The sequence below is a fragment of the Streptantibioticus cattleyicolor NRRL 8057 = DSM 46488 genome, from assembly GCF_000240165.1.
GTDB classification, from domain to species: Bacteria; Actinomycetota; Actinomycetes; order Streptomycetales; family Streptomycetaceae; genus Streptantibioticus; species Streptantibioticus cattleyicolor.
This window is the reverse complement of record NC_017586.1, coordinates 1,095,550-1,118,668: the sequence shown is the minus strand read 5'-3', so window position 1 is coordinate 1,118,668 and position 23,119 is coordinate 1,095,550. Positions and strand designations below refer to the sequence as shown.

General features: G+C 74.3%; 25 protein-coding genes. 11 read left to right on the top strand and 14 right to left on the bottom strand.

Features of this window, described 5'->3' with window-relative positions; genetic code table 11:
- The gene (locus tag SCATT_RS04720; RefSeq protein WP_014141790.1) at positions 1-615 is read left to right on the top strand and encodes an alkaline shock response membrane anchor protein AmaP; all 615 of its coding nucleotides are present in this window, start codon (positions 1-3) and stop codon (positions 613-615) included.
- 7 nt (positions 616-622) lie between these two features.
- On the opposite strand, the gene SCATT_RS04715 is transcribed toward SCATT_RS04720, so the two are convergent.
- The 5 genes from SCATT_RS04715 to SCATT_RS04695 form a co-directional block, all read right to left on the bottom strand.
- Positions 623-1,384 carry an SDR family oxidoreductase gene (locus SCATT_RS04715; RefSeq protein ID WP_014141789.1) on the bottom strand — a complete coding sequence of 254 codons (762 nt, stop codon included), beginning with the start codon at positions 1,382-1,384 and terminating at the stop codon, positions 623-625.
- Between the two features lie 14 nt (positions 1,385-1,398).
- The gene (locus tag SCATT_RS04710; protein ID WP_265736692.1) at positions 1,399-3,273 is read right to left on the bottom strand and encodes a glycoside hydrolase family 15 protein; all 1,875 of its coding nucleotides are present in this window, start codon (positions 3,271-3,273) and stop codon (positions 1,399-1,401) included.
- Positions 3,270-4,154, bottom strand: coding sequence for an SURF1 family cytochrome oxidase biogenesis protein (locus SCATT_RS04705; protein WP_014627506.1), 885 nt, complete (start codon positions 4,152-4,154; stop codon positions 3,270-3,272). Before SCATT_RS04705 ends, SCATT_RS04710 begins: the two co-directional genes overlap by 4 nt.
- 118 nt (positions 4,155-4,272) lie before the next feature.
- Entirely contained in the window at positions 4,273-4,521 is a 249-nt protein-coding gene (locus tag SCATT_RS04700; protein WP_078590622.1) for a hypothetical protein, read from the bottom strand.
- 98 nt (positions 4,522-4,619) lie between these two features.
- Positions 4,620-5,678, bottom strand: coding sequence for a DEDDh family exonuclease (locus SCATT_RS04695; protein ID WP_014141785.1), 1,059 nt, complete (start codon positions 5,676-5,678; stop codon positions 4,620-4,622).
- A gap of 166 nt (positions 5,679-5,844) precedes the next feature.
- Between SCATT_RS04695 and SCATT_RS04690 the strand changes: the two genes are divergently transcribed.
- Positions 5,845-6,756, top strand: coding sequence for a sterol desaturase family protein (locus tag SCATT_RS04690; RefSeq protein ID WP_014141784.1), 912 nt, complete (start codon positions 5,845-5,847; stop codon positions 6,754-6,756).
- Positions 6,753-7,490 (top strand): lysoplasmalogenase, encoded by a 738-nt coding sequence (locus SCATT_RS04685; protein ID WP_014141783.1) that lies wholly within the window; start codon positions 6,753-6,755, stop codon positions 7,488-7,490. The genes SCATT_RS04690 and SCATT_RS04685 overlap by 4 nt, the downstream gene beginning before the upstream one ends.
- Here SCATT_RS04685 and SCATT_RS04680 read toward each other — a convergent pair.
- Both SCATT_RS04680 and SCATT_RS04675 read right to left on the bottom strand, forming a co-directional pair.
- Positions 7,459-8,985, bottom strand: a complete 1,527-nt coding sequence (locus SCATT_RS04680) for a S8 family peptidase (RefSeq protein WP_014141782.1) — start codon at positions 8,983-8,985, stop codon at positions 7,459-7,461. The genes SCATT_RS04685 and SCATT_RS04680 overlap by 32 nt on opposite strands.
- Before the next feature lie 157 nt (positions 8,986-9,142).
- A complete protein-coding gene (locus tag SCATT_RS04675; protein ID WP_041824435.1) occupies positions 9,143-9,328 on the bottom strand; it encodes a hypothetical protein in 186 nt (61 codons plus the stop codon).
- Positions 9,329-9,612: 284 nt separating this feature from the next.
- Here SCATT_RS04675 and moaA point away from each other — a divergent pair, with 284 nt between their 5' ends.
- Positions 9,613-10,602: a GTP 3',8-cyclase MoaA gene (gene moaA / locus SCATT_RS04670; RefSeq protein WP_014141779.1), complete on the top strand. Its 990-nt coding sequence runs from the start codon at positions 9,613-9,615 to the stop codon at positions 10,600-10,602.
- 34 nt (positions 10,603-10,636) lie between these two features.
- On the opposite strand, the gene SCATT_RS04665 is transcribed toward moaA, so the two are convergent.
- From SCATT_RS04665 to SCATT_RS04650, 4 genes are all read right to left on the bottom strand, one after another.
- Complete coding sequence (locus tag SCATT_RS04665; RefSeq protein WP_014141778.1) at positions 10,637-10,879, bottom strand: hypothetical protein; 243 nt, start codon at positions 10,877-10,879, stop codon at positions 10,637-10,639.
- Positions 10,880-11,082: 203 nt separating this feature from the next.
- On the bottom strand, positions 11,083-11,493 hold the full coding sequence (locus tag SCATT_RS04660; RefSeq protein ID WP_014627504.1) for a DUF3099 domain-containing protein: 411 nt from the start codon (positions 11,491-11,493) through the stop codon (positions 11,083-11,085).
- Positions 11,494-11,635: 142 nt separating this feature from the next.
- Entirely contained in the window at positions 11,636-13,024 is a 1,389-nt protein-coding gene (locus tag SCATT_RS04655; RefSeq protein WP_014141776.1) for a metallopeptidase TldD-related protein, read from the bottom strand.
- The gene (locus tag SCATT_RS04650; protein ID WP_014141775.1) at positions 13,024-14,547 is read right to left on the bottom strand and encodes a TldD/PmbA family protein; all 1,524 of its coding nucleotides are present in this window, start codon (positions 14,545-14,547) and stop codon (positions 13,024-13,026) included. The genes SCATT_RS04655 and SCATT_RS04650 overlap by 1 nt, the downstream gene beginning before the upstream one ends.
- 220 nt (positions 14,548-14,767) lie before the next feature.
- Here SCATT_RS04650 and fabG point away from each other — a divergent pair, with 220 nt between their 5' ends.
- From fabG to SCATT_RS04635, 3 genes are all read left to right on the top strand, one after another.
- The gene (gene fabG, locus SCATT_RS04645; RefSeq protein WP_014141774.1) at positions 14,768-15,472 is read left to right on the top strand and encodes a 3-oxoacyl-[acyl-carrier-protein] reductase; all 705 of its coding nucleotides are present in this window, start codon (positions 14,768-14,770) and stop codon (positions 15,470-15,472) included.
- Positions 15,473-15,477: 5 nt separating this feature from the next.
- On the top strand, positions 15,478-16,257 hold the full coding sequence (fabI, locus tag SCATT_RS04640; RefSeq protein ID WP_014141773.1) for an enoyl-ACP reductase FabI: 780 nt from the start codon (positions 15,478-15,480) through the stop codon (positions 16,255-16,257).
- A gap of 303 nt (positions 16,258-16,560) precedes the next feature.
- The gene (locus tag SCATT_RS04635; protein ID WP_014141772.1) at positions 16,561-16,911 is read left to right on the top strand and encodes a hypothetical protein; all 351 of its coding nucleotides are present in this window, start codon (positions 16,561-16,563) and stop codon (positions 16,909-16,911) included.
- An 18-nt stretch (positions 16,912-16,929) separates the two neighbouring features.
- On the opposite strand, the gene SCATT_RS04630 is transcribed toward SCATT_RS04635, so the two are convergent.
- Complete coding sequence (locus tag SCATT_RS04630) at positions 16,930-17,616, bottom strand: FadR/GntR family transcriptional regulator (protein ID WP_014141771.1); 687 nt, start codon at positions 17,614-17,616, stop codon at positions 16,930-16,932.
- A 76-nt stretch (positions 17,617-17,692) separates the two neighbouring features.
- Between SCATT_RS04630 and SCATT_RS04625 the strand changes: the two genes are divergently transcribed.
- From SCATT_RS04625 to SCATT_RS04615, 4 genes are all read left to right on the top strand, one after another.
- Positions 17,693-19,033 (top strand): CynX/NimT family MFS transporter, encoded by a 1,341-nt coding sequence (locus SCATT_RS04625; protein ID WP_014141770.1) that lies wholly within the window; start codon positions 17,693-17,695, stop codon positions 19,031-19,033.
- A 117-nt stretch (positions 19,034-19,150) separates the two neighbouring features.
- A complete protein-coding gene (locus SCATT_RS40265; protein WP_014627503.1) occupies positions 19,151-19,270 on the top strand; it encodes an SGM_5486 family transporter-associated protein in 120 nt (39 codons plus the stop codon).
- Between the two features lie 169 nt (positions 19,271-19,439).
- Entirely contained in the window at positions 19,440-19,691 is a 252-nt protein-coding gene (locus tag SCATT_RS04620) for a hypothetical protein (protein ID WP_014141768.1), read from the top strand.
- A 106-nt stretch (positions 19,692-19,797) separates the two neighbouring features.
- Entirely contained in the window at positions 19,798-20,319 is a 522-nt protein-coding gene (locus SCATT_RS04615; protein ID WP_014141767.1) for a SixA phosphatase family protein, read from the top strand.
- Positions 20,320-20,400: 81 nt separating this feature from the next.
- Here the strand turns inward: SCATT_RS04615 and serB are convergent, their stop codons facing one another.
- Positions 20,401-21,648 carry a phosphoserine phosphatase SerB gene (serB, locus tag SCATT_RS04610; protein ID WP_014141766.1) on the bottom strand — a complete coding sequence of 416 codons (1,248 nt, stop codon included), beginning with the start codon at positions 21,646-21,648 and terminating at the stop codon, positions 20,401-20,403.
- A gap of 101 nt (positions 21,649-21,749) precedes the next feature.
- Positions 21,750-23,117: a streptophobe family protein gene (locus SCATT_RS04605; protein ID WP_014141765.1), complete on the bottom strand. Its 1,368-nt coding sequence runs from the start codon at positions 23,115-23,117 to the stop codon at positions 21,750-21,752.
- Positions 23,118-23,119 lie beyond the last annotated feature (2 nt).

Sequence of the window (23,119 nt, the reverse complement as noted above, 5' to 3'; positions counted from 1 at the left end):
TTGCGGGCGACACCGGGTGAGACGCGGGCGGCCAACCGGGCACTGCTGGCCCTGACCGGCGCCGTGCTCTTCGCGGTGGGCGCGGCCGTCCTGCTGATCGGCTTCGACCTGCCGCGCACCTGGGGGCTGACCCTGCCGTCGTGGTGGTGGCCGTACCACTCCGGTACCGACGTGCTGCTGCCCGCCGGGGCCCGCGTGCGCTACCGGGGCGAGCCGTGGTGGTGGCCGGCGGTCTTCTCGGGGCTGAGCGTGCTCGCGCTGGCCGCGCTGTGGTGGCTGCTGGCCCAGTTCGGCCGGCAACGGGTCGCCCGGGTGCGGGTGGCCCGGGGCGGGGCCGGTGAGGTACGGCTGCGCGGCCGGGCGCTGGAGGAGGCGCTCGCCGCCGACATCGCGGCGCTGCCCGGGGTGGCCCGCGCCCGGGCCGTCCTCACCGGCCGCCGCGCCGCGCCCCGCGCCCGGGTGTGGGTGGTGCTCCGCCCGGACGCCGAGCCGGCCGCCGTCCTCGCCGCGCTCGCCGGCGAACCGCTCGAACGCGCCCGTACCGCGACCGGCCTCATGCTCCGCACCGAGGTGCGGATGACCGGCCGACGCCACCGCGCCCGCCGAGTTGCCTGACGTGCCGTCAGAAACCGTGCCGGAAGCCGCCGTCCACCGGCAGCATGAGGCCGGTCAGGTAGGACGCGGCCGGCGAGAGCAGGAACGCGGCCGTGCGGCCGAACTCCTCCGGGGTGCCGTAGCGGCGCAGCGGGATCGCCGCGCTGTTGCGTTCCCGGGCCGCCTCCGGGTCGCCGCCGATGGCGTCCAGCTCCCGTACCCGGTCGGTGTCGATACGGGACGGGAGCAGGCCGACCACCCGGATCCCGCGCGGGCCCAGCTCGTTGGCCATGGTCTTGGCGAGCCCGGCCAGCCCCGGACGCAGTCCGTTGGAGATCGCCAGCCCCGGGATGGGTTCGTGCACCGAGGCGGAGAGCACGAAGGCGATCACCCCGCCCTCGCCGAGCCGCTCCGCCGCCGTCCGGGCCATCCGGGCCGCGCCGAGGAAGACCGTCTCGAAGGCGTCCCGCCACTGGGTGTCGCCCATCGCGTCGGTGGCGCCGGCCGGCGGGCCGCCCACGCTGATCAGCACCCCGTCGAAGCGGCCGAAGGCGGCACCGGCCGCCGCGATCAGCCGCTCGGCGGCGGCCGGGTCGGCGTTGTCGGCGGCCGCCCCCACCGCCTGCGCCGGGCCGCCCAGCGCTTCGGCCGCCCTGGCCACGGACTCCTCACGGCGCCCGCTGACCACCACCCGCGCCCCGTCGGCCACCAGCTCGCGCGCGGTGGCCAGGCCGAGCCCCCGGGTCGCCCCGGTGAGCACGTACACCCTGTCCTTCAGCCCAAGATCCATGCCCACATGGTGCCTCAGCGCGGCACCGGATTCGAGGCCGGTACGGGAACGGAGGCCCCCTGCGCCAGCCCCAGCGCGGTGTTGACCAGGCCGACGTGGCTGAACGCCTGCGGGAAGTTGCCGATCTGACGGCGCGCGTCGGGGTCCCACTCCTCGGCCAGCAGCCCCACGTCGTTGCGGAGCGACAGCAGCCGTTCGAAGAGCGCCCGGGCCTGGGTGTGGCGGCCGATCGCGGCGAGCGCGTCGGCCAGCCAGAACGAACACGCCAGGAAGGCCCCCTCGTCACCGGGGAGCCCGTCCACCGACTGCTCCTCGATGGTGTACCGGCGCACGAAGCCGCCGTGGTCCAGCCCGGCCTGGACGGCGTCCACGGTGCCGATCACCCGGGGGTCGTCCGGCGGCAGGAACCCCACCCGGGGTATCAGCAGCGTGGCCGCGTCCAGCTCCCGGGAGCCGTAGTACTGGGTGAAGGTGTTGCGTTCGGTGTCGAAGCCCTTCTCGCACACCTCGCGGTGGACGTCCGCGCGCATCGCCCGCCACCGGTCGACGTCCCCGCGCAGCCCCGGGTGGGCCTCCATGGTGCGCACCGTGCGGTCGGCGGCGACCCAGGCCATCACCTTGGAGTGCACGAAGTGCCGCCGCGGCCCGCGGATCTCCCACAACCCCTCGTCGGGATCACGCCAGTTGGACTCCAGGAAGTCCATCAGCGAGCGCTGGATGTCCCAGGCGTGCGGCTTGTACGGCAGACCGCACTCGCGGGCCAGGTAGAGCGAGTCCATCACCTCGCCGTACACGTCGAGCTGGAGCTGGTCGACGGCGGCGTTGCCGACCCGCACCGGCGCCGAGCCGGCGTACCCGGGCAGCCACTCCACCTCGAACTCGGGCAACCGCCGCTCACCGGCGAGGCCGTACATGATCTGGAGGTCGGCCGGGTCGCCGGCGACCGCGCGCAGCAGCCAGTCCCGCCAGGCCTCCGCCTCCTTCAGGTAGCCGCTCTCCACCAGCGCGCCCAGGGTCAGCGTGGCGTCCCGCAGCCAGCAGAACCGGTAGTCCCAGTTGCGCACCCCGCCCAGCTTCTCCGGGAGCGAGGTGGTCGCCGCCGCCACGATGCCGCCGCTGGGCGCGAAGGTGAGCGCCTTCAAGGTGATCAGCGACCGCATCACCGCGTCCCGCCACGGCCCCTGGTAACGGCACCGGGCCGACCACTCCTCCCAATCCCGCACGGTCTGCTCCAGCGCCGTGTACGGGTCCACCCGGTCGGGCCGGGGCTGGTGGGAGGGGTGCCAGGTGAGCACGAACGCCACCCGCTCGCCCTGGGCGACGGTGAACTCCGAGTGCGTGCAGTAGTCCTTGCCGAAGGTGCGCACCTGCGGCTCGCTGCGGAACCACACCGAGTCCGGGCCGGCGATCGCCACCCGGTGCCCGTCGATCCGCCGCACCCACGGCACCACGTGCCCGTAGTCGAAGCGCAGCCGCAGCTCACCGCGGACATCCACGCGCCCGGAGACGCCCTCGACGATCCGGACCACGTCGGGCGCCTGGTCGCGGGCGGGCATGAAGTCGGTGATCCGCACCGTGCCGGTGGGGGTGTCCCACTCCGACTCCAGCACCAGGGTCTCGCCCCGGTAGGCACGCCGGGTGCAGGCCCCCGCGCCGGCCGGGGCGAGCCGCCAGTGGCCGTTGCCCTCGTCACCGAGGAGGGCGGCGAAGGCGGCCCCGCTGTCGAACCGTGGCAGGCACAGCCAGTCGATCGATCCGTCCCGGCCCACCAGCGCGGCCGTCTGGAGATCCCCGATGAGGGCGTAGTCCTCGATGCGTCCTGCCACCGTCCCGCCTTTCCTCGTGTGGCGCTGTCGCCCTCGCGCCTGCCCGGGACGGGTACCCGCTATTCGGCGGCTTCGGCTCCGGCGGCGGCCTGGGCGCGGGAGGCGGCGGGCTCGTCGGCGGCGTCCGGCCCGTTCTGCCCGGCCTGCCCTTCCCGCTCGGCGGCGAGCGCGGCGATCCGGTCCCGGCGCTCGCGCCGGAAGAGGATGAACCAGCCGACCGGGACCATCAGTACGAAGAGCCACCACTGCCAGGCGTACGCCAGGTGCGGCGGGCTGTACCAGCCGCCGCTGTCGCCGGGCGTGGGCTTGGGGACCAGCTCCGGCTGGGCGCCGGCGGGCCTCGGCGTGGTGTCGGTCAGCTCGATGTAGCCGCCCAGCAGCGGCCGGGGCACCTCGCCGGCCAGCTTGCCGCTGTTGATCAGCATGTACTCGTGCGGCGGCAGCCCGGTCTTGTCCGCGATGCTGGTGCTCGCGGTGGTCTCGTCGGGCCGGATCCGTCCGGTGACGGTGACCTCGCCGGACGGGGTGGCCGGCACCGGCGGGAAGGAGATCGAGTCACCCGAGGCGGGGGGCGCGATCCAGCCCCGGTTGACCAGCACCGCCTTGCCGTCGGCCATGACCAGCGGGGTGACCAGGTAGTAGCCGAGCCGGGAGTTGTCCGCGGAGGTGCGGTGCCGGATGACCACCTGGTGCGCCGGGTCGTAGTGGCCGGTGGCGGTCACCGCCCGGAAGTTGTCGTCCGCCGCCACCGCGCGGTGCGGGGAGGCCAGCTCCTCCACCGGGACCCGCGGGGCCCGCAGACTGCGCGCGATCAGGCTGTTGTCCGCGGCCTGGCGCTCGTGCCGGTGGAGTTGCCACAGGCCGAGCTCCACCATGGTGGGCATCAGGATCAGGCAGATCAGGGTGAGGATCACCCATTGCCTCGACAGCAGGAAGCGGTACACCCCACGACGGTACAACTCGTCCCCTTCCGGTCCGGCCGCAGGGGGCACCCCCGGACGGGGGAGTGCGGACGGAGCCGGCGGCCCGGCCCCGCCCGCGGCGGTCGTGAGGGTGTCGTCGTCAGGCCATCATCGTCTCCACCCGGTCGACGATCCCGGCGTCCCCCTCCGCGTTGGCGCAGTGCGCGCAGCAGTAGAAGCGGCCGTCCACCGCCACCCCGTGCCCGACGATCTGCACCCGGCAGTGCTCGCAGATCGGCGCCATGCGGTGGATGGCGCACTCGAAGCAGTCGAAGGTGTGCACCACGCCCTGCGCGCGCACCTCGAATGCCATCTCGTAGTCGTTTCCGCAGACCTCACATCGTGCCATGTGCCCAGCGTGCGGGCGGCACCGGCGGTCGGCAACGCGCGACGGCCCGGCGCGGGCCGACTCCGCCCGCCCGGCCCATCCGTGCTGCGCCGTGCGGACTACTCGGCCGGCCGCGCCCCCGGTCCGGTGCCCTCGGCCGGGACGACGCCGGCCAGCAGCCGCTGGAACGTCGCCTCGTCCACCACCGGGGTGCCGTACCGGCGGGCGTTGGCCACCTTGCCGGTGGCGCCCTCCGGGTCGTTGGTCACCAGCAGGCTGGTCAGCCGGGAGACGCTGGTGGCCACGTGGAGCCCGGCCTCGGTGGCCCGGTCCTCCAGCAGCTCGCGCTCGGTCCCGGTGTCCCCGGAGAAGGCCACCCGCATCCCCTGCACCAGCGGCCCGCCCGGCTGGAGCCGGCCCGGGTTGGGGTACGGGCACGGCGGGCGCTTGCGGGAGGGCCGCCAGCCGCGCTGCGGGTACGGGCCGCGTCCGCCCGGCGCCACGGAACGCTGCCGTCCGATGGCGGGGCCCGAGGACCACTCGGTCAGCGGCCGGCAGGCGTGCAGCGGCAGCCGCAGCCCGGCCGCCGCGGCCCGCTGGAGGCTCGGCCGGAACGCCTCGGCCAGCACCCGGGCGTCGTCCAGCGCGTGGTGCGCCCGGCGCTGCACCACGCCGTAGTGGGCCGCCAGCGACTCCAGCTTGTGGTTGGGCAGCGGCAGCCCCAGCTCCTTGGCGAGCACGATGGTGCACAGCCGGTGCTCCACCGGGGCGCTGCGCCCGGCCCGGGCGAACTCCCGCGCCAGCATGGACCAGTCGAAGACCGCGTTGTGGGCGACGAGCACCCGGCCCGCCAGCCGCCCCGTCAACTCCTCGGCGACCTGGGCGAAGAGCGGCGCGTCACGCAGCACCTCGGTGGTCAGTCCGTGGATCCACACCGGGCCCGGGTCGCGCTGCGGGTTGACCGGCGAGTACCAGTGGTCCTCGACCGTGCCGTACCGGTCGAGCCGGTAGACGGCCGCCGAGACGATGCGGTCGTCCCGGCCGAGCCCGGTGGTCTCCACGTCCACCACGGCGTACCCGGCGGGGTAGCCCTCCGGCCACGGGGCCGGGAGCTCGGGCTGCGCCCCGGTGGCGCGTGGTGGCTGCGGTGAGGGGGGCTCGGTGCGATCGTCCAGCATGGTTCATGAGGATACGGGCCGCCACCGACACCTCCGTACGCCGTGACCTGCCGCGGACCTGACGGTATGTCAGGAATGATCGCTCCGGGCCGGATCGTTACCTCTGGTAGTACCAGTCGGTAACAACCTCTGGCGCAACGGGCTCGGGCGCTCCTACAGTGCGCCCATGTCCGCAACCCAACTGCCCGACGTCGTGCTGTGGTCCATACCCGCCTTCGTCCTGCTCACCGTCCTGGAGGTGGTCGGCTACCGCCTCCACCCCGACGAGGACGCCGCCGGCTACACGGTCAAGGACACCGCCACCAGCATCACCATGGGCCTGGGCAGCCTGGTCTTCGACGCCCTGTGGAAGATCCCGATCGTCGCCGTCTACACCGCGGTGTACGAACTGACCCCGCTGCGGGTGCCGGTGCTGTGGTGGACCATCCCGCTGATGCTGCTGGTCCAGGACTTCTTCTACTACTGGTCGCACCGCGGCCACCACGTGGTGCGGATCCTGTGGGCCTGTCACGTCGTCCACCACTCCAGCCGGAACTTCAACTTCTCCACCGCCCTGCGGCAGCCGTGGACCTCGCTGACGGTGTGGCCGTTCTACCTGCCGATGGTCGCCCTAGGCGTGCATCCGGCGGCGCTCGCCTTCTGCACCTCGGCCAACCTCGTCTACCAGTTCTGGGTGCACACCGAACGGGTCGGCAAGCTGCCCCGGCCGCTGGAGTTCGTCCTCAACACCCCCTCCCACCACCGGGTGCACCACGCCTCCCAAGGCGGTTACCTGGACCGCAACTTCGGCGGCATCCTCATCGTCTGGGACCGGCTCTTCGGCTCCTTCGTCCCCGAGGGCGAACGCCCGGTCTACGGCCTGACGAAGAACATCGGCACCTACAACCCGCTGCGGGTGGCCACCCACGAGTACGCCGCCATCGCCCGCGACCTGAAGTCCGCCCGTGACTGGCGCGAGCGGGCCGGCCGGATCCTGCGCGGCCCGGGCTGGTCGCCGGCCCCGGCCGTCACCGCGACCGGCCCGGCGCCGGGGACGGACGCGCGCGGCGGGGTCACGGCGACGGAGCGCGCCGCGTGACGACCTCTCCGGCGGACCACGGCGCCCTTGGCCGGCCCCGCACGCCCCCGGCGCGCGCCGTGCTCCTGCTCTTCCTCGCCCTGGCCGCCGTCCACCTCGCCGGACTCGCCGCCGCCCCCGCGGGCACGGCCGTGGCCCACGCCACCAAACCGGCGCTCGCCCTCGCCCTGGCCGGCTACACCGCGGCCCGGCGCGGACCGTGGACGCTGGTGGTGGCGCTGCTGTGCGGCTGCGCCGGCGACACGCTGCTCCAACTCGACGGCGACACGGCGTTCCTGGCCGGGATGGGGTGCTTCGCCGCCGGACACATCGCCTACCTGGTGCTCTTCACCCGCATGGGTGGTTTCAGCCGCGCCCGGCGCAGAACGTACGTGCTCGCCGCGTGCTATGCGGCGGTGTGGGCGGTGAGCGCCCTGGTGCTCGGAGCGGACGTGGGCGCGCTGCGTGCGCCGCTGACCGGGTACGGCCTGCTGCTGGCGGCGATGGCCCTCGGCGCCGCCGGACCCGGTCCGCGGACCGGCACCGGCGGCGCCCTCTTCGTCCTCTCCGACGGCCTCATCGCCACCGGCCTCGCCCACTGGCCGCGGCTCCCCGGTCACCAGTTCTGGATCATGCTGACCTATCTGGCCGCCCAGTACCTGCTGACCACCGGGGTGCTCGACGCCGCCGCCACTCCGCCCCGCGGCCGTCCGGCGGCCCGGTCTACGGCATCGTCACCGCCTTCAGCGCGTTGACGATGCCGTGCCCGTAGAAGCCGTTGTACGCCGGCGTGCCGTGGCACACCGCGTCCGGCTTGCCGTCCCCGTCGATGTCGTACGGACGCGGGCAGGGCGTGGCGTCGGCCTCCTTGTACAGCAGGCGCTTCAACTCGGCCGGACCGGCCTGCGGATGGGTGCTCTTCAGCAGCGCCAGCACCCCGACCACGTGCGGCCCGGCCATCGAGGTGCCCGCCATGTAGCCGTACTTGCCGCCGGGCAGCGTCGACAGGATCAGCCCCGAGGTGGCCGGCGCCTGCGGCGGCTGGTACGCGGTGTTGTCCCCGCCCGGCCCGGCCACGTCGATCACCCCGTAGCCGTAGTTGGAGTACGACGCCTTGAGCGCCTTGGCGCCGGTGGCCGAGACCGAGACCACGCCGGGCAGCTGCGTCGGCAGGTCCAGGCAGCGGTGCGGGTCGATCCGGCGCGGACGCGCCGGGCCGTCGTCCGGGCTGCTGGTGTCCAGGATCGACGACGCGCTCAGATCCCACTTGGAGTTGCCCGCCGAGGCCACGTTCACCGTCCCGCGGCGCTCGGCGTAACGGGTCGCACGGGCGACGGCGTCCACCAGCGCCCGCTGATCGGGGTCGGTGAGGCAGTTGAAGTACCAGGGGTCCACGTAATAGCTGTTGTTGGTGACCGAGATGCCGTGTTCGCCGGCCCAGACGAAGGCGCAGACCACGGCCTCCGGGTAGAACATCGCGTTCCCCGGCTCGTCCACCTTGATCGAGGCGATCCGCACCCCGGGGGCCACCCCGACCACCCCGATGCCGTTGCGGGCCGCGGCGATCTCCCCGGCGGTGTGCGTACCGTGCGGGTTGCCGCCGCCTGCGTACGGACGCCAGGCGCCCTCGGAGGTGTCGGCCCTGCCGCCCACGCAGCTGACCGAGTCGGCCCGGTCGAAGTTGGGCGCCAGGTCCGGGTGGGTGTCGTCCACCCCGGTGTCCACCACGCCGACCTTCACCTCCCGGCTGCCGGTGGTGACGTGCTGCGCCTGGTCGGCGTGGATGGCCCGGATGTCCCACTGCAACGGCTCCAGCGGATCCTGGCCGGCCTCGGCCGCCACGCCCCTGGGCAGCGCGGCGGCCAGCTGCCCCGCGCTGAGCGCCTTGGGGTTGCCGGTGTCGGTGGCCGCCGCGGAGACCAGCGGCGCGGTACGGGTCGCCCCCGCCGAGACCACCCCGGGCACGGCGCGCATCCGGCGGGCGAAGGAACGGTCGGCGGAGCGCGCCACGACCACGCCGATCTGCTCGTAGCCGGTGACCACGGTGCCGCCCAGGGCGCGTACCGCGTGCTCCGCGTGCTGGACGGCGCCGTGCCCCGGCGCCGTGTTGACCAGGTAGGACATCACCGGGACGGCACCGGCGGGGTGCTCGGCGGCGGCCGGGACGCCGGGCAGGAAGGCGAGCGCGGCAGCGGCGGCCACCCCGAGGGCGAGCGCCGGCAGGCGCCGACGGGTGGGGAGATGAGCCATACGGGATCTCCATTCGTCCGTAAACCCGGCCACGGCACGGCTGCCGCCGGACGGGCACATGACGAAGGAAGCTAGCGTCCGCGCGCTTCCCCCATCAACGGATCGGGCTTCAAACCCCTGGAACGGCGCAAGAAACGGGACCGGTTCGGACCGGACGTCAACCGCCGCGCAGGCTGCGGAAGCTGAGCACCGGTATCGCCGCCCGCAGCCCGTGCCACTGCCCGCACGGCGCCGCCACCGCCTTGCGGGCCGTGCTCACCGCGGGCACCGCGGCCGTCAGCCGCACCGTGCCGTACGGCCGCTTGCCCGGAACGGGGGGAGGCGAGGCGGGCACGGAACTCACGACCGGTAAACGACACCGCACCGCCGCGGTATCGCCGTCCACGCCGTTTCACCCGGTCACCGTGGGCCCGCCGGGGACGCGGCGGCGCGCGGCGGCGGGGGAGCCCGCGCGGAATTAAACAATCTGTTGCAAGCCGGGGTCCATCGCGTACGCTGCGGCGGTACGCGGGGCGATCACCACCGGTGCGGGCCGCGCGGACCGCCGGGCCCGGCCGGGTTGTCGGACCGTGGATCTAGGCTGTAAGCGATCGGGCGCACCCCGCGCCCCGAGGGGAGGCGTCGCCCGTGCTGCTCGACACCTACGGCCGGGTCGCCACCGACCTGCGGGTCTCGCTCACCGACCGGTGCAACCTGCGCTGCACCTACTGCATGCCCGAGGAGGGTCTGCAGTGGCTCGCCAAGCCCGACCTGCTCACCGACGACGAGATCGTCCGGCTGGTGGGCGTCGCGGTCACCCGGCTCGGGGTCACCGAGGTCCGCTTCACCGGTGGCGAACCGCTGCTCCGCCCCGGCCTGGTGGACATCGTCGCCCGCTGCGCCGCGCTGGCGCCCCGCCCCCGGATATCGCTGACCACCAACGGCATCGGGCTCGCCCGCACCGCCGAGGCGCTGCGCGACGCCGGGCTCGACCGGGTCAACGTCTCGCTGGACACCCTGCGCCCCGACGTCTTCGCCACCCTCACCCGCCGCAAGCGCCACCACGACGTCCTCGCCGGGCTGGCCGCCGCCCGCGCCGTCGGCCTCACCCCGGTCAAGGTCAACGCGGTGCTGATGCGCGGCGTCAACGACGACGAGGCCGCCGACCTGCTCGCCTGGGCGCTGGCGGAGGACTACGAGCTGCGGTTCATCGAGCAGATGCCGCTCGACGCGCAGCACGGCTGGCAGCGCTCCGACATGGTCACCGCCGAGGAGATCCTGGCCCGGCTCACCGCCCGCTTCTCCCTCACCCCCGAGGCCTCCGACGACCGCGGCTCGGCCCCGGCCGAACGGTGGCTGGTCGACGGCGGCCCGGCCCGGGTCGGGGTGATCGCCTCGGTCACCCGCCCGTTCTGCCGCGCCTGCGACCGCACCCGGCTGACCGCCGACGGCCAGGTGCGCAACTGCCTGTTCGCCCGCGAGGAGTCCGACCTGCGCACCGCGCTGCGCTCCGGCGCCTCCGACGAACGCGTGGCCGAGCTGTGGCGGGCCGCGATGTGGGGCAAGAAGGCCGGCTCCGGGCTGGACGACCCGTCGTTCCTCCAGCCGCAGCGCCCGATGTCCGCGATCGGCGGCTGACGACCGGCGCCCGCGCCGCCGAGGACCGTGCCGGTCAGGGGGCGGGGCGCTCGTCCGCCGCGTCGAAGTCCCAGTCGGCGATCGCCACCACGTCCTTGAGGAAGCCGCGCACGCCCAGGAAGGACGACAACTGCTCGCGGTGGTCACCGCAGGCGAGCCACGTCTTGCGCCGCTCGGGGGTGTGCACCTTGGGGTTGTTCCACACCAGGACCCACTCGGCGTCGGCCCGGCAGCCCTTGGCCGAGCAGATGGGCTTCTCGGCCGCGACGAACTCCATGGAAACGAACCCTCGACACAACAGCGGTACGGAGCAGAAAAGGGCGACGCCGGGCAGCCACGGGGGGAGCCGCCCGGCGTCGGTCCGTCGCTCCGACGGGGGATGCGGAGCGCGTACGAAGTATGTCACGCGGATGCCCCGGCTTGGCAGCCGAACGGCGGGATTGATCTGAGGTTTTCTTGAGCTTGCGCCAACTGCCCAGGTCAGTGCGGACGGTCGGCCCGGGATTCGCCGCCGTCCCCGGTCTGGTACCCCTCACCGGGCGCCCGCCCGGGCGCCGCGCCGGGCTCGGCGGCCTGCCCGCCGCGCTCCACGGCGCCCGCCCCCAGCTCGCCACGGGTGGGCGCGGGGACGAACGAGGTCGGGGCGACCGGGTTGTTCTCCCGCCCGGCATTCGCGATCACCACCGCGATATACGGCAGCACCCCGCCGGCCACCAGCGCCACCGCCGCCAGCACGACCTGCACATGCCACAGCGCGATCGCCAGCAGGAAGCAGACCGTACGGATCGACATCGAGATGACGTACCGGCGCTGGCGCCCCTTGACGTCCTCACTCAGCCCGGCCCGGGCCCCGGTGATCCGGAACACCTCCGCGCCGCCGTGTTTCCGCATCACGCTCCACCACCTGCTCGATGTGCCCGGTAACACCCCTGTCCTGGCACTTCACACGGTACGCCGCCGGGGCCGGGGCGACGAGAGCGGGGGCACCGCGCGCCCCGGCGCCCCGGCGCATCGCACGGCACGGCACCCCCGGTCACACCCCGGGGCTCACCGAACTCATGTTGAAGTCCGGTATCCGCAGCGCCGGGGCCGCGGTACGGGTGAACCAGTCGTTCCACTCCCGCGGCAGTGTCCGCTCGGTGCGCCCCGCCTCGGTGGCCCGGGCCAGCAGGGCGACCGGGGACTCGTTGAACCGGAAGTTGTTGACCGCCCCCGTCACCTCGCCGTGCTCCACCAGGTAGACCCCGTCCCGGGTCAGCCCGGTCAGCAGCAAGGTGGCCGGGTCCACCTCGCGGATGTACCACAGGCAGGTCAGCAGCAGCCCGCGCTCGGTGTCGGCCACCAGCTCCTCGACCGAGCGGGTGCCGCCCGCGTCCAGCACCAGGTTGTCCACCATGGGCGCGGACGGCAGACCGGTCAGGCGCGCGGTGTGCCGGGTGGTGACCAGCCGCTCCAGCACGCCGTCGCGGATCCACTCCACCGGCTCCAGCGGCAGCCCGTTGTCGAAGACCGAGGAGCCGTCGCCGGAGGCGTGCGCCAGCGCGAACGGCGCCGCCTCCAGGCCGGGCTCCCGCGGATCGCTGCGCAGGCTGACCGGCAGCGGGCTGAGCCGCTCACCGATCCGGGTGCCGCCGCCGGGGGCGCTGAAGACCGTCCGCCCCTCGGCCGCCTCCCGGGCGGTGGACTGCCAGTACTGGTAGATCAGCAGATCGGCCACGGCCGACGGCGGCAGCAGCGTCTCGTACCGTCCGGCGGGCAGCTCGATCCGGCGCTCGGCCCAGCCCAGCCGCCGCGCCAGCTCCCCGTCCAGGGCCAGCGGATCGACGTCGGTGAAGTCGCGGGTGGCCGCCCCCGACCAGGCCGAACGGGTGCCGTCCGGCGACTTGGCGTTCAGCTCCAGCGTGCCGGTGGGCTGGTCGTGGCGGAGCCGCAGCCCGGTCGAGGTGCCCAGGTAGTGGGAGACCAGGGTGTGCTGGGCGAAGCCGTACAGCTCCCGGCCGCCGGAGCGGGCGGCGGCGAACGCCTCGCCGAGCGCCGGTGCGAAGGCGCCGAAGACCTCGGCGGAGGTCTCGGCGGGCGGCGCGGTGAAGGCCGCGTCCGGGGCCACCCCGGCGACCAGCGGCTCGGCGTCCTCGGCCGGTTCGGCCTGGCGGGCCGCCGCCTCCGCCGCCCGCACCAGCGGCTCCAGCTCGGCGGCGGTGACCGCGCCCTGGGAGACCACCCCGGCCGCGGTGCCCCGGGCGCCGTCCACCGTGGCGATCACGGTGAGGGTGCGCCCCCGGGTGACGCCGTTGGTGGTGAGCGCGTTGCGCGCCCAGCGCAGATTGGCGCTGGACTCCTCGTCCGCGATGACCACGCAGCCGTCCGCCCGGGACAGCTCCAGGGCGCGTTCGACGATCTCGTGCGGTGCCGACCTGCCCATTACCGTCCCGCCTCCCGTGTGGTGTTGAGGATGCCGACGCCCCGGAAGAGCGCCGAGGGGCAACCGTGGCTGACCGCGGCGATCTGCCCGGGCTGGGCCTTGCCGCAGTTGAAGGCGCCGCCCAGCACATAGGTCTGCGGGCCGCCCACCGCTTCCATGGAGCCCCAGAACTCCGTGGTGGTCGCCTGGTACGCGAAGTCCCGCACCTGGCCGTCGAGTCGGCCGTTCCTGATGCGGAACGCCCGTTGCGCCGTGAACTGGAAGTTGTGCCGCTGCTGATCGATCGACCAGGAGCGGTCGCCCACCAGGTACAGCCCGTCCGAGACGCGGCCGATCAACTCCTCGGTGGACGGCCCCCCTTCGGCCGGGCGGAGCGAGACGTTGGCCATCCGCTGCACCGGCACGTGCGCGGGGGAGTCGGCGAAGGCGCAGCCGTTGGAGCGCTCGAAGCCGCAGTCGTGCGCCATCCGCCGGTCGAGCTGGTAGCCCACCAGCACCCCGTCCCGGATCAGGTCCCAGGACTGGGCGGCCACCCCCTCGTCGTCGTACCCCACGGTGGCCAGGGCGTGCTCGGTGGTGCGGTCGCCGGTCACGTGCATCACCGGGGAGCCGTAGCGCAACGTGCCGAGCTGGTCGAAGGTGGCGAACGAGGTGCCCGCGTAGGCCGCCTCGTAGCCCAGCGCCCGGTCCAGCTCGGTGGCGTGGCCGATCGACTCGTGGATGGTCAGCCACAGGTTGGACGGGTCGATCACCAGGTCGTAACGGCCGGGCTCCACGCCGGGGGCGCGCATCTTCTCGGCCAGCAGCCCGGGGATCGCGGCGAGTTCGCCGTCCCAGTCCCAGCCGGTGCCGGTGGCGTACTCCCAGCCGCGGCCGGCCGGCGGGGCCAGGGTGCGCATCGAGTCGAACTCGCCGGTGCGCGGGTCGACCGCGACCGCCGTCAGCTCCGGGTGGATGCGCACCCGCTGCTGGGTGGTGCTGGTGCCGGCGGTGTCGGCGTAGAACTTGTTCTCCCGCACCGCCACCAGCGACGCGTCCACGTGCGAGACCCCGTCCGCCGCCAGCAGCCGGGCGCTCCACTCGGCGAGCAGCGCCGCCTTCTCCCGGTCCGGCACCTTGAACGGGTCGACCTCGTAGGAGGAGACCCAGGTGCGGTCGGCGTGCACCGGCTCCGGGGCCAGCTCCACCCGGCCGCCGCCCCCGGCCGACGCCGTCACCCGCGCCGCCAGCTTGGCCATCGCCACCGCCTGGCCGGCCACCCGGGCCGCCGCGTCCATCGTCGGATCCACCCCGGAGGCGAACCCCCAGGCGCCGCCGTGCACCACCCGGACGCAGTAGCCGGTGTCCGTGGTGTCGGCCGAACCGGCCGGACGGGCGTCACGCAGCCGCACCGAGGCGCTGCGCACCCGCTCGAAGCGGAAGTCGGCGTGCTCGGCCCCCAGCGCCCGGGCCCGGGCCAGCGCCGCGTCGGCCAGCGCCCGCAACGGAAGTGCCACAAAAGACTCGTCGATCCCCTTGGGCACGGCCCCTCCCCTTCCTCAGGCAGTACGTTCCTGTGGCAGTACGCTCCGCACACTCACCGGCAGTGAATCATGCCCCTATGACAACCCCCGCGCCCGGCGGAATCTGTAGGGAGTCCACAGTGGCCGACCTGCGCCCCTGTCACGGGCCGATTCCTCGGCACGGGCCGCGGGCCGATAGTTTGCATAGGGCACACAGGACAACGAACGAAAGGGTGGGCCGTTGAGCCGCTCGGTACTCGTCACCGGAGGCAATCGGGGCATCGGGCTCGCCATCGCCCGCGCCCTGGCCGAGGCAGGTGACAAGGTCGCCATCACCTACCGTTCCGGCGAGCCCCCGGAGGGCTTCCTGGCGGTACGGTGCGACATCACCGACCACGAGCAGGTGGAACGGGCCTTCAAGGAGGTGGAGGAGAAGCAGGGACCGGTCGAGGTGCTGGTGGCCAACGCCGGCGTCACCAAGGACCAGCTCCTGCTGCGGATGACCGAGGAGGAGTTCACCTCGGTCGTCGACACCAACCTCACCGGCACCTTCCGCGTCGTCAAGCGGGCCACCCGCGGCATGCTCCGGGCCCGCAAGGGGCGGATCGTGCTGATCTCCTCGGTGGTCGCGCTCACCGGCTCGGCGGGCCAGGCCAACTACGGCGCCTCCAAGGCGGGTCTGGTCGGCTTCGCCCGGTCCCTCGCCCGGGAACTCGGCTCCCGCAGCATCACGGTCAACGTCGTGGCCCCCGGCTTCGTGGACACCGACATGACCCGCGTACTCTCCGACGACCAGCGGGAGTCGATCCTGGGCAGCATCCCGCTGAACCGTTACGCGAGTCCGGAAGAGGTCGCCTCGTCGGTCCGCTTCCTCGCCTCCGACGACGCCGCATACATCACTGGAGCCGTCATTCCCGTCGACGGCGGATTGGGCATGGGTCACTGAGCACGATGAGTGGAATCCTCGCAGGCAAGCGCATTCTGGTGACGGGCGTTCTCACCGACGCCTCGATCGCCTTCCACACCGCCAGGCTCGCCCAGGAGGAGGGCGCCGAGGTCGTCCTCACCGGCTTCGGCCGGCTGAGCCTCGTCGAGCGGATCGCCAAGCGGCTGCCCAAGCCCGCCCCGGTCATCGAGCTGGACGTGCAGAACCAGGAGCACCTAGACGGCCTCGCCGCCAAGGTCGCCGAACACCTCGGCGAGGGCGTCGGCCTCGACGGTGTGGTCCACTCCATCGGCTTCGCCCCGCAGGACGCGCTCGGCGGCAACTTCCTCAACACCGGCTGGGAGTCGGTGGCCACCGCCGTCCAGGTCTCCGCCTACTCGCTCAAGTCGCTGACCATGGCCCTGCTGCCGCTGCTCGAACAGCGCGGCGGCTCGGTGGTCGGCATGGACTTCGACGCGCAGGTGGCCTGGCCGAAGTACGACTGGATGGGCGTGGCCAAGGCGGCGCTGGAGTCCACCTCCCGCTACCTCGCCCGCGACCTGGGCCACAAGAACATCCGGGTCAACCTGGTCTCGGCCGGCCCGATCAAGTCCATGGCCGCCAAGTCCATCCCGGGCTTCGAGGAGCTGGCCGACGTGTGGAACACCCGCGCCCCGATCGGCTGGGACCTCACCGACCCCGAGCCGGCCGGCCGTGGTGTGGTGGCCCTGCTGTCCGACTGGTTCCCCAAGACCACCGGTGAGATCGTGCACGTCGACGGCGGCGTGCACATGATGGGCGCCTGACCCGTACACCGTTTTCCGCCGAGCCCCGGTCCGCCACGCGCGGGCCGGGGCTCGCGCGTGCCCCGGACGGCCGCACCGGACGGGCGCCCGGCGGGCGGATGACGGCACGATGGACCCCCGGGCCGCACCACGCCGGACGACCGCCCCCTGCCGCGGCGGGGCCGTCCCACCGGCCCCGGGGACGAAACGGCGGCGCGCGTGGCGGGCCGCCCACCGATGCCACTTCCGTACGCCGGCGCCCGCGTGCCGGCGCGACCCCGTGCTGCCCCGGCGGCCGGCCGACGCCATCGAGGAGGTCCAGCCATGCGTACCGGTACCCGGCCGCGCCCCGCCCGCACGCGTGACTGGCCCACCGCGGTGGCGCTCGCCGTGGCGGTGCTGGCGGTGGCCCCCACCGCCGTGTCGGCGGCCGAGCCCCCGGCGCCCGCACCGGCCGGCACCGAGTGCTTCACCCGGGTACGCGGCAGCAGCGCCCGGGCGGTGTGCCACAACCCCGACCCGGAGACCGTCCGCGCCCAGTTGCACATCGCCTGCCGCCGCTGGTGGGACCCGGCGGTGGACACCGGCCACGCCCAGATCCTGCCGGCCGCCACGGTCACCCTGGGCGGCCACTGCTGGAAGGAGATCCGCGCGGCCTGGGTCACGGTGCGCTGAGCGCCGCGCGGGCCGCGGTCAGCGGTCGGCGGCCGTGTCCCGGGCCCGGCACGACCGCGCGTGGCCTCCCGCCTCCGCCGCCGCCGACGCGCCGTCCCCGGCCCGGATCGCCTCCACCAGCCGCGCGTGGTCCACGTACCCCTCCGGGCGCAGCTCCCCGCCGACATCGGCGCGCAGGAACTCCCGCAGCACCTGGCCGAGGTCGGCGTACATCTCGGTGAGCACCTCGTTGTGGGCGGCGCCGACCACCGCGAGGTGGAGCGCGGCGTCGGCGTCCACGAACGCCTCGGCGTCCCCGGAGTGCCACGCCTCCTCCCGCCGGGCCAGCACCTTGTCCAGGTGGCGCAGGTCGCGCTCGGTGCGCCGGAGGGCGGCGAGCCGGGCCGCGGACGCCTCCAGCACGCTGCGCACCTCGGCCACGTCGCCCTGGTCGGCGTCGGCGAACCGGCGGTGCATCACCCCGGCCAGCTCGCTGGTGGCGACCACGTAGGTGCCGGACCCCTGGCGGATGTCGAGCAGGCCGTTGTGGGCGAGCGCGCGCACCGCCTCGCGCACCGTGTTGCGGGCCACCCCGAGCTGCTCGACCAGCTCCGGCTCGGTCGGGATGCGCGAGCCGACCGGCCACTCACCCGAGGTGATCTGGGTGCGCAACTGGTTGATCACCTGGTCCGCGAGGACCGAACGACGGGGCGAGCTCAGCGGCATGGTCTCCTCGTTCCTTACTGGATTACGGCGGCGTGAAGGGGTCCATCAGTCATCCCATGATTCTATGATGGGCCCCATGCGAGACGACGAGACCGTGCTGTCCGAAGACCACCGGGGACCCGCCGTACCCGCTGCCGTGCCGGCCACCGACGCCGCCGACGCACCCCATGGTGCCGTGCCGGCCGCCTCGGCTCCGCCGCCCCCCGGCGCCGGAGCCGCCCCCGGGACACCCCTGACCCCCCTCACCCGGCGGCTGGTCGCCGTCGCGCTGGTGATCGCCGCGGTCAACCTGCGTCCGGCGATCACCAGCCTCGGGGCGCTCATGGCCGAGGTGCGCACCGGGCTGCACATGAACGGCACGGTGGCCGGGCTGCTCACCTCCGTACCCGCCGTGTGCTTCGCCGTCTTCGGCACCGCCGCGCCCCGGCTGGCCCGCCGGTTCGGCCCCGGCGCGGTGGTCTGCGCCGGCATGGCCGCCATCGCCGGCGGGCTGCTGCTGCGCCCGTTCGCCCAGGGCACCGCGGTCTTCCTCGCCGCCAGCGCGCTGGGGCTGGCCGGCATAGCCGTCAGCAACGTGCTCCTGCCGGTGGTCGTCAAGCGGTACTTCCCCGACCGGGTCGGCGCCATGACGGGGCTGTACTCGATGGCGCTCTCCCTGGGCACCGCGGTCGCCGCGGCCAGTACGGTGCCGCTGACCCGGGCGATGGGCGGCGGCTGGCGGCTGGGCCTGGGGGTCTGGGCGGCGCTCGCCGTGGTCGCCGTGGTGCCGTGGCTCGCGGTGGCCCGTACCGGCCGGGGTGCCGCCGCCGGCGCCCCGGCCGCCGGCTCCGCGCCGCGCGTCCGGATCACCCGCAGCCGGACCGCCTGGGCGCTCGCCGTCTTCTTCGGCCTCCAGGCCACCGGCGCGTACATCACCATGGGGTGGCTGCCGCAGATCTTCCGGGACGCGGGCGTGTCGGCCGCCACCGCGGGCGTGCTGCTGGCGGTCACCATGGTGCTCGGCGTCCCGCTCTCCTTCGTCCTGCCCGCGCTCGCCGCCCGGGTGAGCCACCAGGGCTGGCTGGTTGCCGCGCTCGGCGCCTTCGGCCTCGCCGGCTACGCCGGGCTCTGGCTCGCGCCCGCCGCCGCCCCGGTCGCCTGGGCCCTGCTGATGGGCGTCTCCAACTGCGCCTTCCCGCTGGCGCTGACCATGATCGGCATGCGCTCCCGCACCGGTGCCGGGGTCGCCCAGCTCTCCGCCTTCGCCCAGAGCACCGGCTACCTGCTGTCCATCCCCGGCCCCATCCTCGTCGGCGCCCTCTACCAGAGCACCGGCGGCTGGCACCTGCCCATCGCCCTCATGGCCGCCCTCATGCTCCCCCAGATGGCCGCCGGCATCCTGGCCGGCCGCAAACGCCACGTGGAGGACGAGATCTGAGCCGCGGCGCCGCCGCCGGGTCCGCCACCCCGGTCCCGTTCCGGGGTACGACACGCCACCGGCGCGGCGGGGCCACCCCCGGGACGGGGCGCGGGGCGGGGGTGGGAGACTGGGCGCATGCCCGTGCTCGAGCCGAACCCTCCGAAACCGCAGAAGAAGCTGCTGCTGATGCTCTGCATGATGCTGGGCGTACCGGCGGTGGTGGCGATCGTGGCCTCGATCGCGGCACATTATTGAGCGCCTCGCACACCGGGGGAGGGGGTTGTCCCCCGGTCCCCTAGGGGGTGTGGATCAGGGTCGACTGGGTGGTCTTCCGGATGGTCCGGCCCGGAAGGCGGCCGTAGCGTCGGTGGCGTACGAAACGACGCCGCCGCGCGGCGGCGACCCCGACCCGGAGGCGAGCCCCATGCCTGTGTGCAGTACCGCCTGGCCGACCCGTGCGAAGGCCGCGGAGGCGGCGCCGCCCGGCGGGGCGGAGCGACCGGCGGGACGGCTGCGGTGGTGGGCGGTGGCGCTGCCCGCGGTGGCTTTCGGCGCGCTGCTGACGTTCGTCGCGGGCACCGCGCAGGCCGGTCCGCCCGCCGCCGCGCAGCCGCTCGCCGCGCTCTTCTCCAAGGTCACCGCGCTCCTCGCGGCCCTCGTCGGGCACGTGTCGTAACGGCGCGGCGGACCCGGTCGCGCGCCCGCCGCGTACCGCGTCCAGCACCCGCACAACGCCCGCGCACCCCGCGCCTCGTGCGGCGTTTTCTGGGAAGCTGAAGGACATGAGCGACGCAACGCCCCGCAGGATCGTCCTCCTCAGGCACGCCAAGGCCGACTGGGCGCAGGAATCCGACCACGAACGGCCGCTGAGCGACCGTGGTCGCAAGGACGCCCCCGTCGCCGGACAATGGCTCGCCTGGAAGGGCTTCCTCCCCGAACTGACCCTCTGCTCGACGGCGCAGCGCACCCGCGAAACCTGGAAGCTCGTCGCCCACGAACTGCCGCAGCGCCCCAAGACCGTCTACGAGGAGCGGCTCTACGAGGCATCCCTCGGCGAACTCCTCGCGCTGATCAACGAGACCTCCGACGAGGTCGCCGACCTGATGCTGGTCGGCCACAACCCGGGCATGCACGCGCTGGCCGACGCGCTCACCGGCCGCGCCGAGGGCGATCTGGCGGCCCGGATGAACCGCAGTGCCTTCCCCACCTGCGCCATCGCCGTGATCACCTTCGACGGCTCGTGGAAGTCGGTCGAGCACGGGGTCGGGACGCTGGCCGACTACTGGGTCCCGCACAAGGCCTGAAGCCCCCGCCCGTCACTCACGCGAACGCGCCTCCCCGCCGCCCCGGCCGGGAGGCGCACCCGCGCCGGGCGCGCCCGGGTCTCAGGCGTCCAGGTGGAGGTCGGCCGCCTCGACCTCTTCCCGGGTGATGCCCAGCAGGTAGAGCACGGTGTCCAGGAACGGCACGTTGACCGCGGTGTCCGCGGCCTGCCGCACCACCGGCTTGGCGTTGAAGGCGACGCCGAGCCCGGCGGTGTTGAGCATGTCCAGGTCGTTGGCGCCGTCGCCGATCGCCACGGTCTGGGAGAGCGGCACCCCGGCCTGCTCGGCGAAGGACCGCAGCAGCCGTGCCTTGCCGGCCCGGTCCACCACGTCACCGGTGACCCGGCCGGTCAGCCGCCCGTCGACGATCTCCAGGGTGTTGGCGGAGGCGAAGTCGAGCCCGAGGCGTTCCTTGAGGTCGTCGGTGACCTGGGTGAAGCCGCCGGAGACCACGCCCACCTGGAAGCCGAGCCGCTTGAGCGTACGGATGAGGGTACGGGCGCCCGGGGTCAGCCGGACCTCGGCGCGCACCTTGTCGACCACCGAGGCGTCCAGCCCCGCCAGCAGCGCCACCCGGGCGTGCAGCGACTGCTCGAAGTCCAGCTCCCCGCGCATCGCCGCGGCCGTCACCTCGGCGACCTGGTCCTCGCAGCCGGCGTGGGCGGCGAAGAGCTCGATCACTTCGTCCTGGATCAAGGTGGAGTCCACGTCCATCACCACCAGCCGCTGCGCCCGCCGGTGCAGCCCGGCGGCGACCACCGCCACGTCCACCCCGCGGTGGGCCGCCTCCATCGCCAAGGCGGTGCGCAGCACCCCGGTGGGCGCGCCGGAGACGGCGAACTCCACGGCGGTGACCGGGTACTTGGCGAGCCGGAAGATACGGTCGATGTTGCCGCCGACGGCGGTGATCCGGGCCGCTATGGCCGCCGTCGACTCGGCGGTGAGCGGATGGCCGAGCACGGTGACGTGGGAGCGTCCGGTGCCGCGCGGCCGGTTGTCACCGGTGCCGGAGATGATCTCCGCCTGCATCTTGATGGATTCGGCCCAGTTGTGAACGGTGGCGCGCAGCCCGCCCTCCGCGGCGGGTCCGCCCTCCGGTGCGGTGACCAGGGTGCACAGCACCATCCGGCCCCGGGTGACCACCTGCTCGATGTCGACCACGTCCACGCCGTAGGCGGCGAGCGTGTCGAAGAGTCCGGCGGTGATGCCCGGCCGGTCCTTGCCGAAGATCTTGACCAGAAGCGTGGGCCCCGAGGCCGCCCCGACCGGAACGTCGGGGGCGGGACCGGGCTGCGAAACGTCGTCCATGGTGGCACCACGGTAACCGCCCGGCGGCCCCGGCAGCGGACCCGTCCCGTATCCCGGGCACCCCGCGGACCTACGGCGCGGCGAGCGCCGGCGGCGCCCGGTCAGGGGCGTCCGGAAAGCCCGGCGGGCCCCGCCACCCGGGTGCCGCGCGCCCCGGTCGCCGTGGCGAGGGCGGCCCCCACCGCACCGCAGACCAGCCCCCACCCGGCACCCAGCAGGAAGGCGAGCGGAACACTGCCCGCCAGGTCGATCCCGGACCCCAGGGCGTCGAAGCCGAACAGCGACAGATCGGCGTTGACCGACAGCGTGGTCAACGCGGTCAGCAACGCGAAGGCGAGCGCGGCGGCGACGGCCAGCCGCAGCGCGCAGGCGGCCGTCGACGCGCCCGGCGGCGTGCGCGCCGCGAGCACCACCCCGGCCAGCAGCATCGTCACCACCGCGGCCACCGGCAGCAGCCACACCCACCCGTCGTACCCGGCCAGCCCCGCCACCGTCACCGGATGGTCGGCGCCGCCCTTGAGCAACTGGTCCAGCGGGTGCGGCAGTACGTACGCCAGCGGGCCGTACGCCCGTCCGTGCCACGGGACGAACAACCCCAGCGTCGCCGCCAGCCATACCGCGTTCGGGGTGCCGACCAGGGCCGCGCCGACCACCCGGCCCGGATGGTCGTCCGCCACCGCGTGGCACAGCGCGACCACGAACCCGGCCGCCACCGCCAGCAGCAGCGCCGTGCACAGCGCCGAGGCGGCCGGCCGTACGGCACGGTGCACCACGTGCCAGGCGGCCGGCAGCGGCGCGCGCCGGTTGACCAGCAGTGCCAGCGCCAGCACCGCCAGCACCCACAGCAGCCCCGCGCCGACCGAGGCGCCCGCGTCGACCCGGAAGCCCACCGAGGCGCGTTCGTGCGCCAGCCGGCCCAGGCTGTCGGCGAGCCGCCCGCCAAGACCGCCCAGGTCACCGAGGTCGCCCAGGTCACCGAGGCCGGGCGCGGCGGACCCCGGCGACGCCCCGCTGATGGTGATCGTCTCGTGGCCGGCCCAGGTCAGCCCGGCCAGCACGGCCAGGAAGACCACGATCACCGCGACCGTGCGGACGGCGAACTCCGCGCCGCCGGCCACCACGCCGGCCCGGCGCGTGGAGCGGGCGAAGACCCAGCCGAGCGGCAGCGCCCCGGCCAGCGCGACGCCCAGCGGCATGATGTCCACCGCCCCGACCGCCTGCGCCCCGCCGATCCCGAAGACCGTCACGTCACCGGAGGGGGAGACCTGGCCGCCCACCGCCATGATCACCACGGCGGCGGTCATCGGGCCGAGCGCCCCTCGGGTGTCGGCGCCCAGCAGATGGAGGCCGAGCGCCGCCACCGCCGCCATCGCCGCGAACGCCCAGCCGACGGCGGCCACCGCGGCGAGCACCGCCCGTCCCCACGGCACCGCGCGAGCACCGTGTGACTGCTCCGGACCGCTGGCCATGG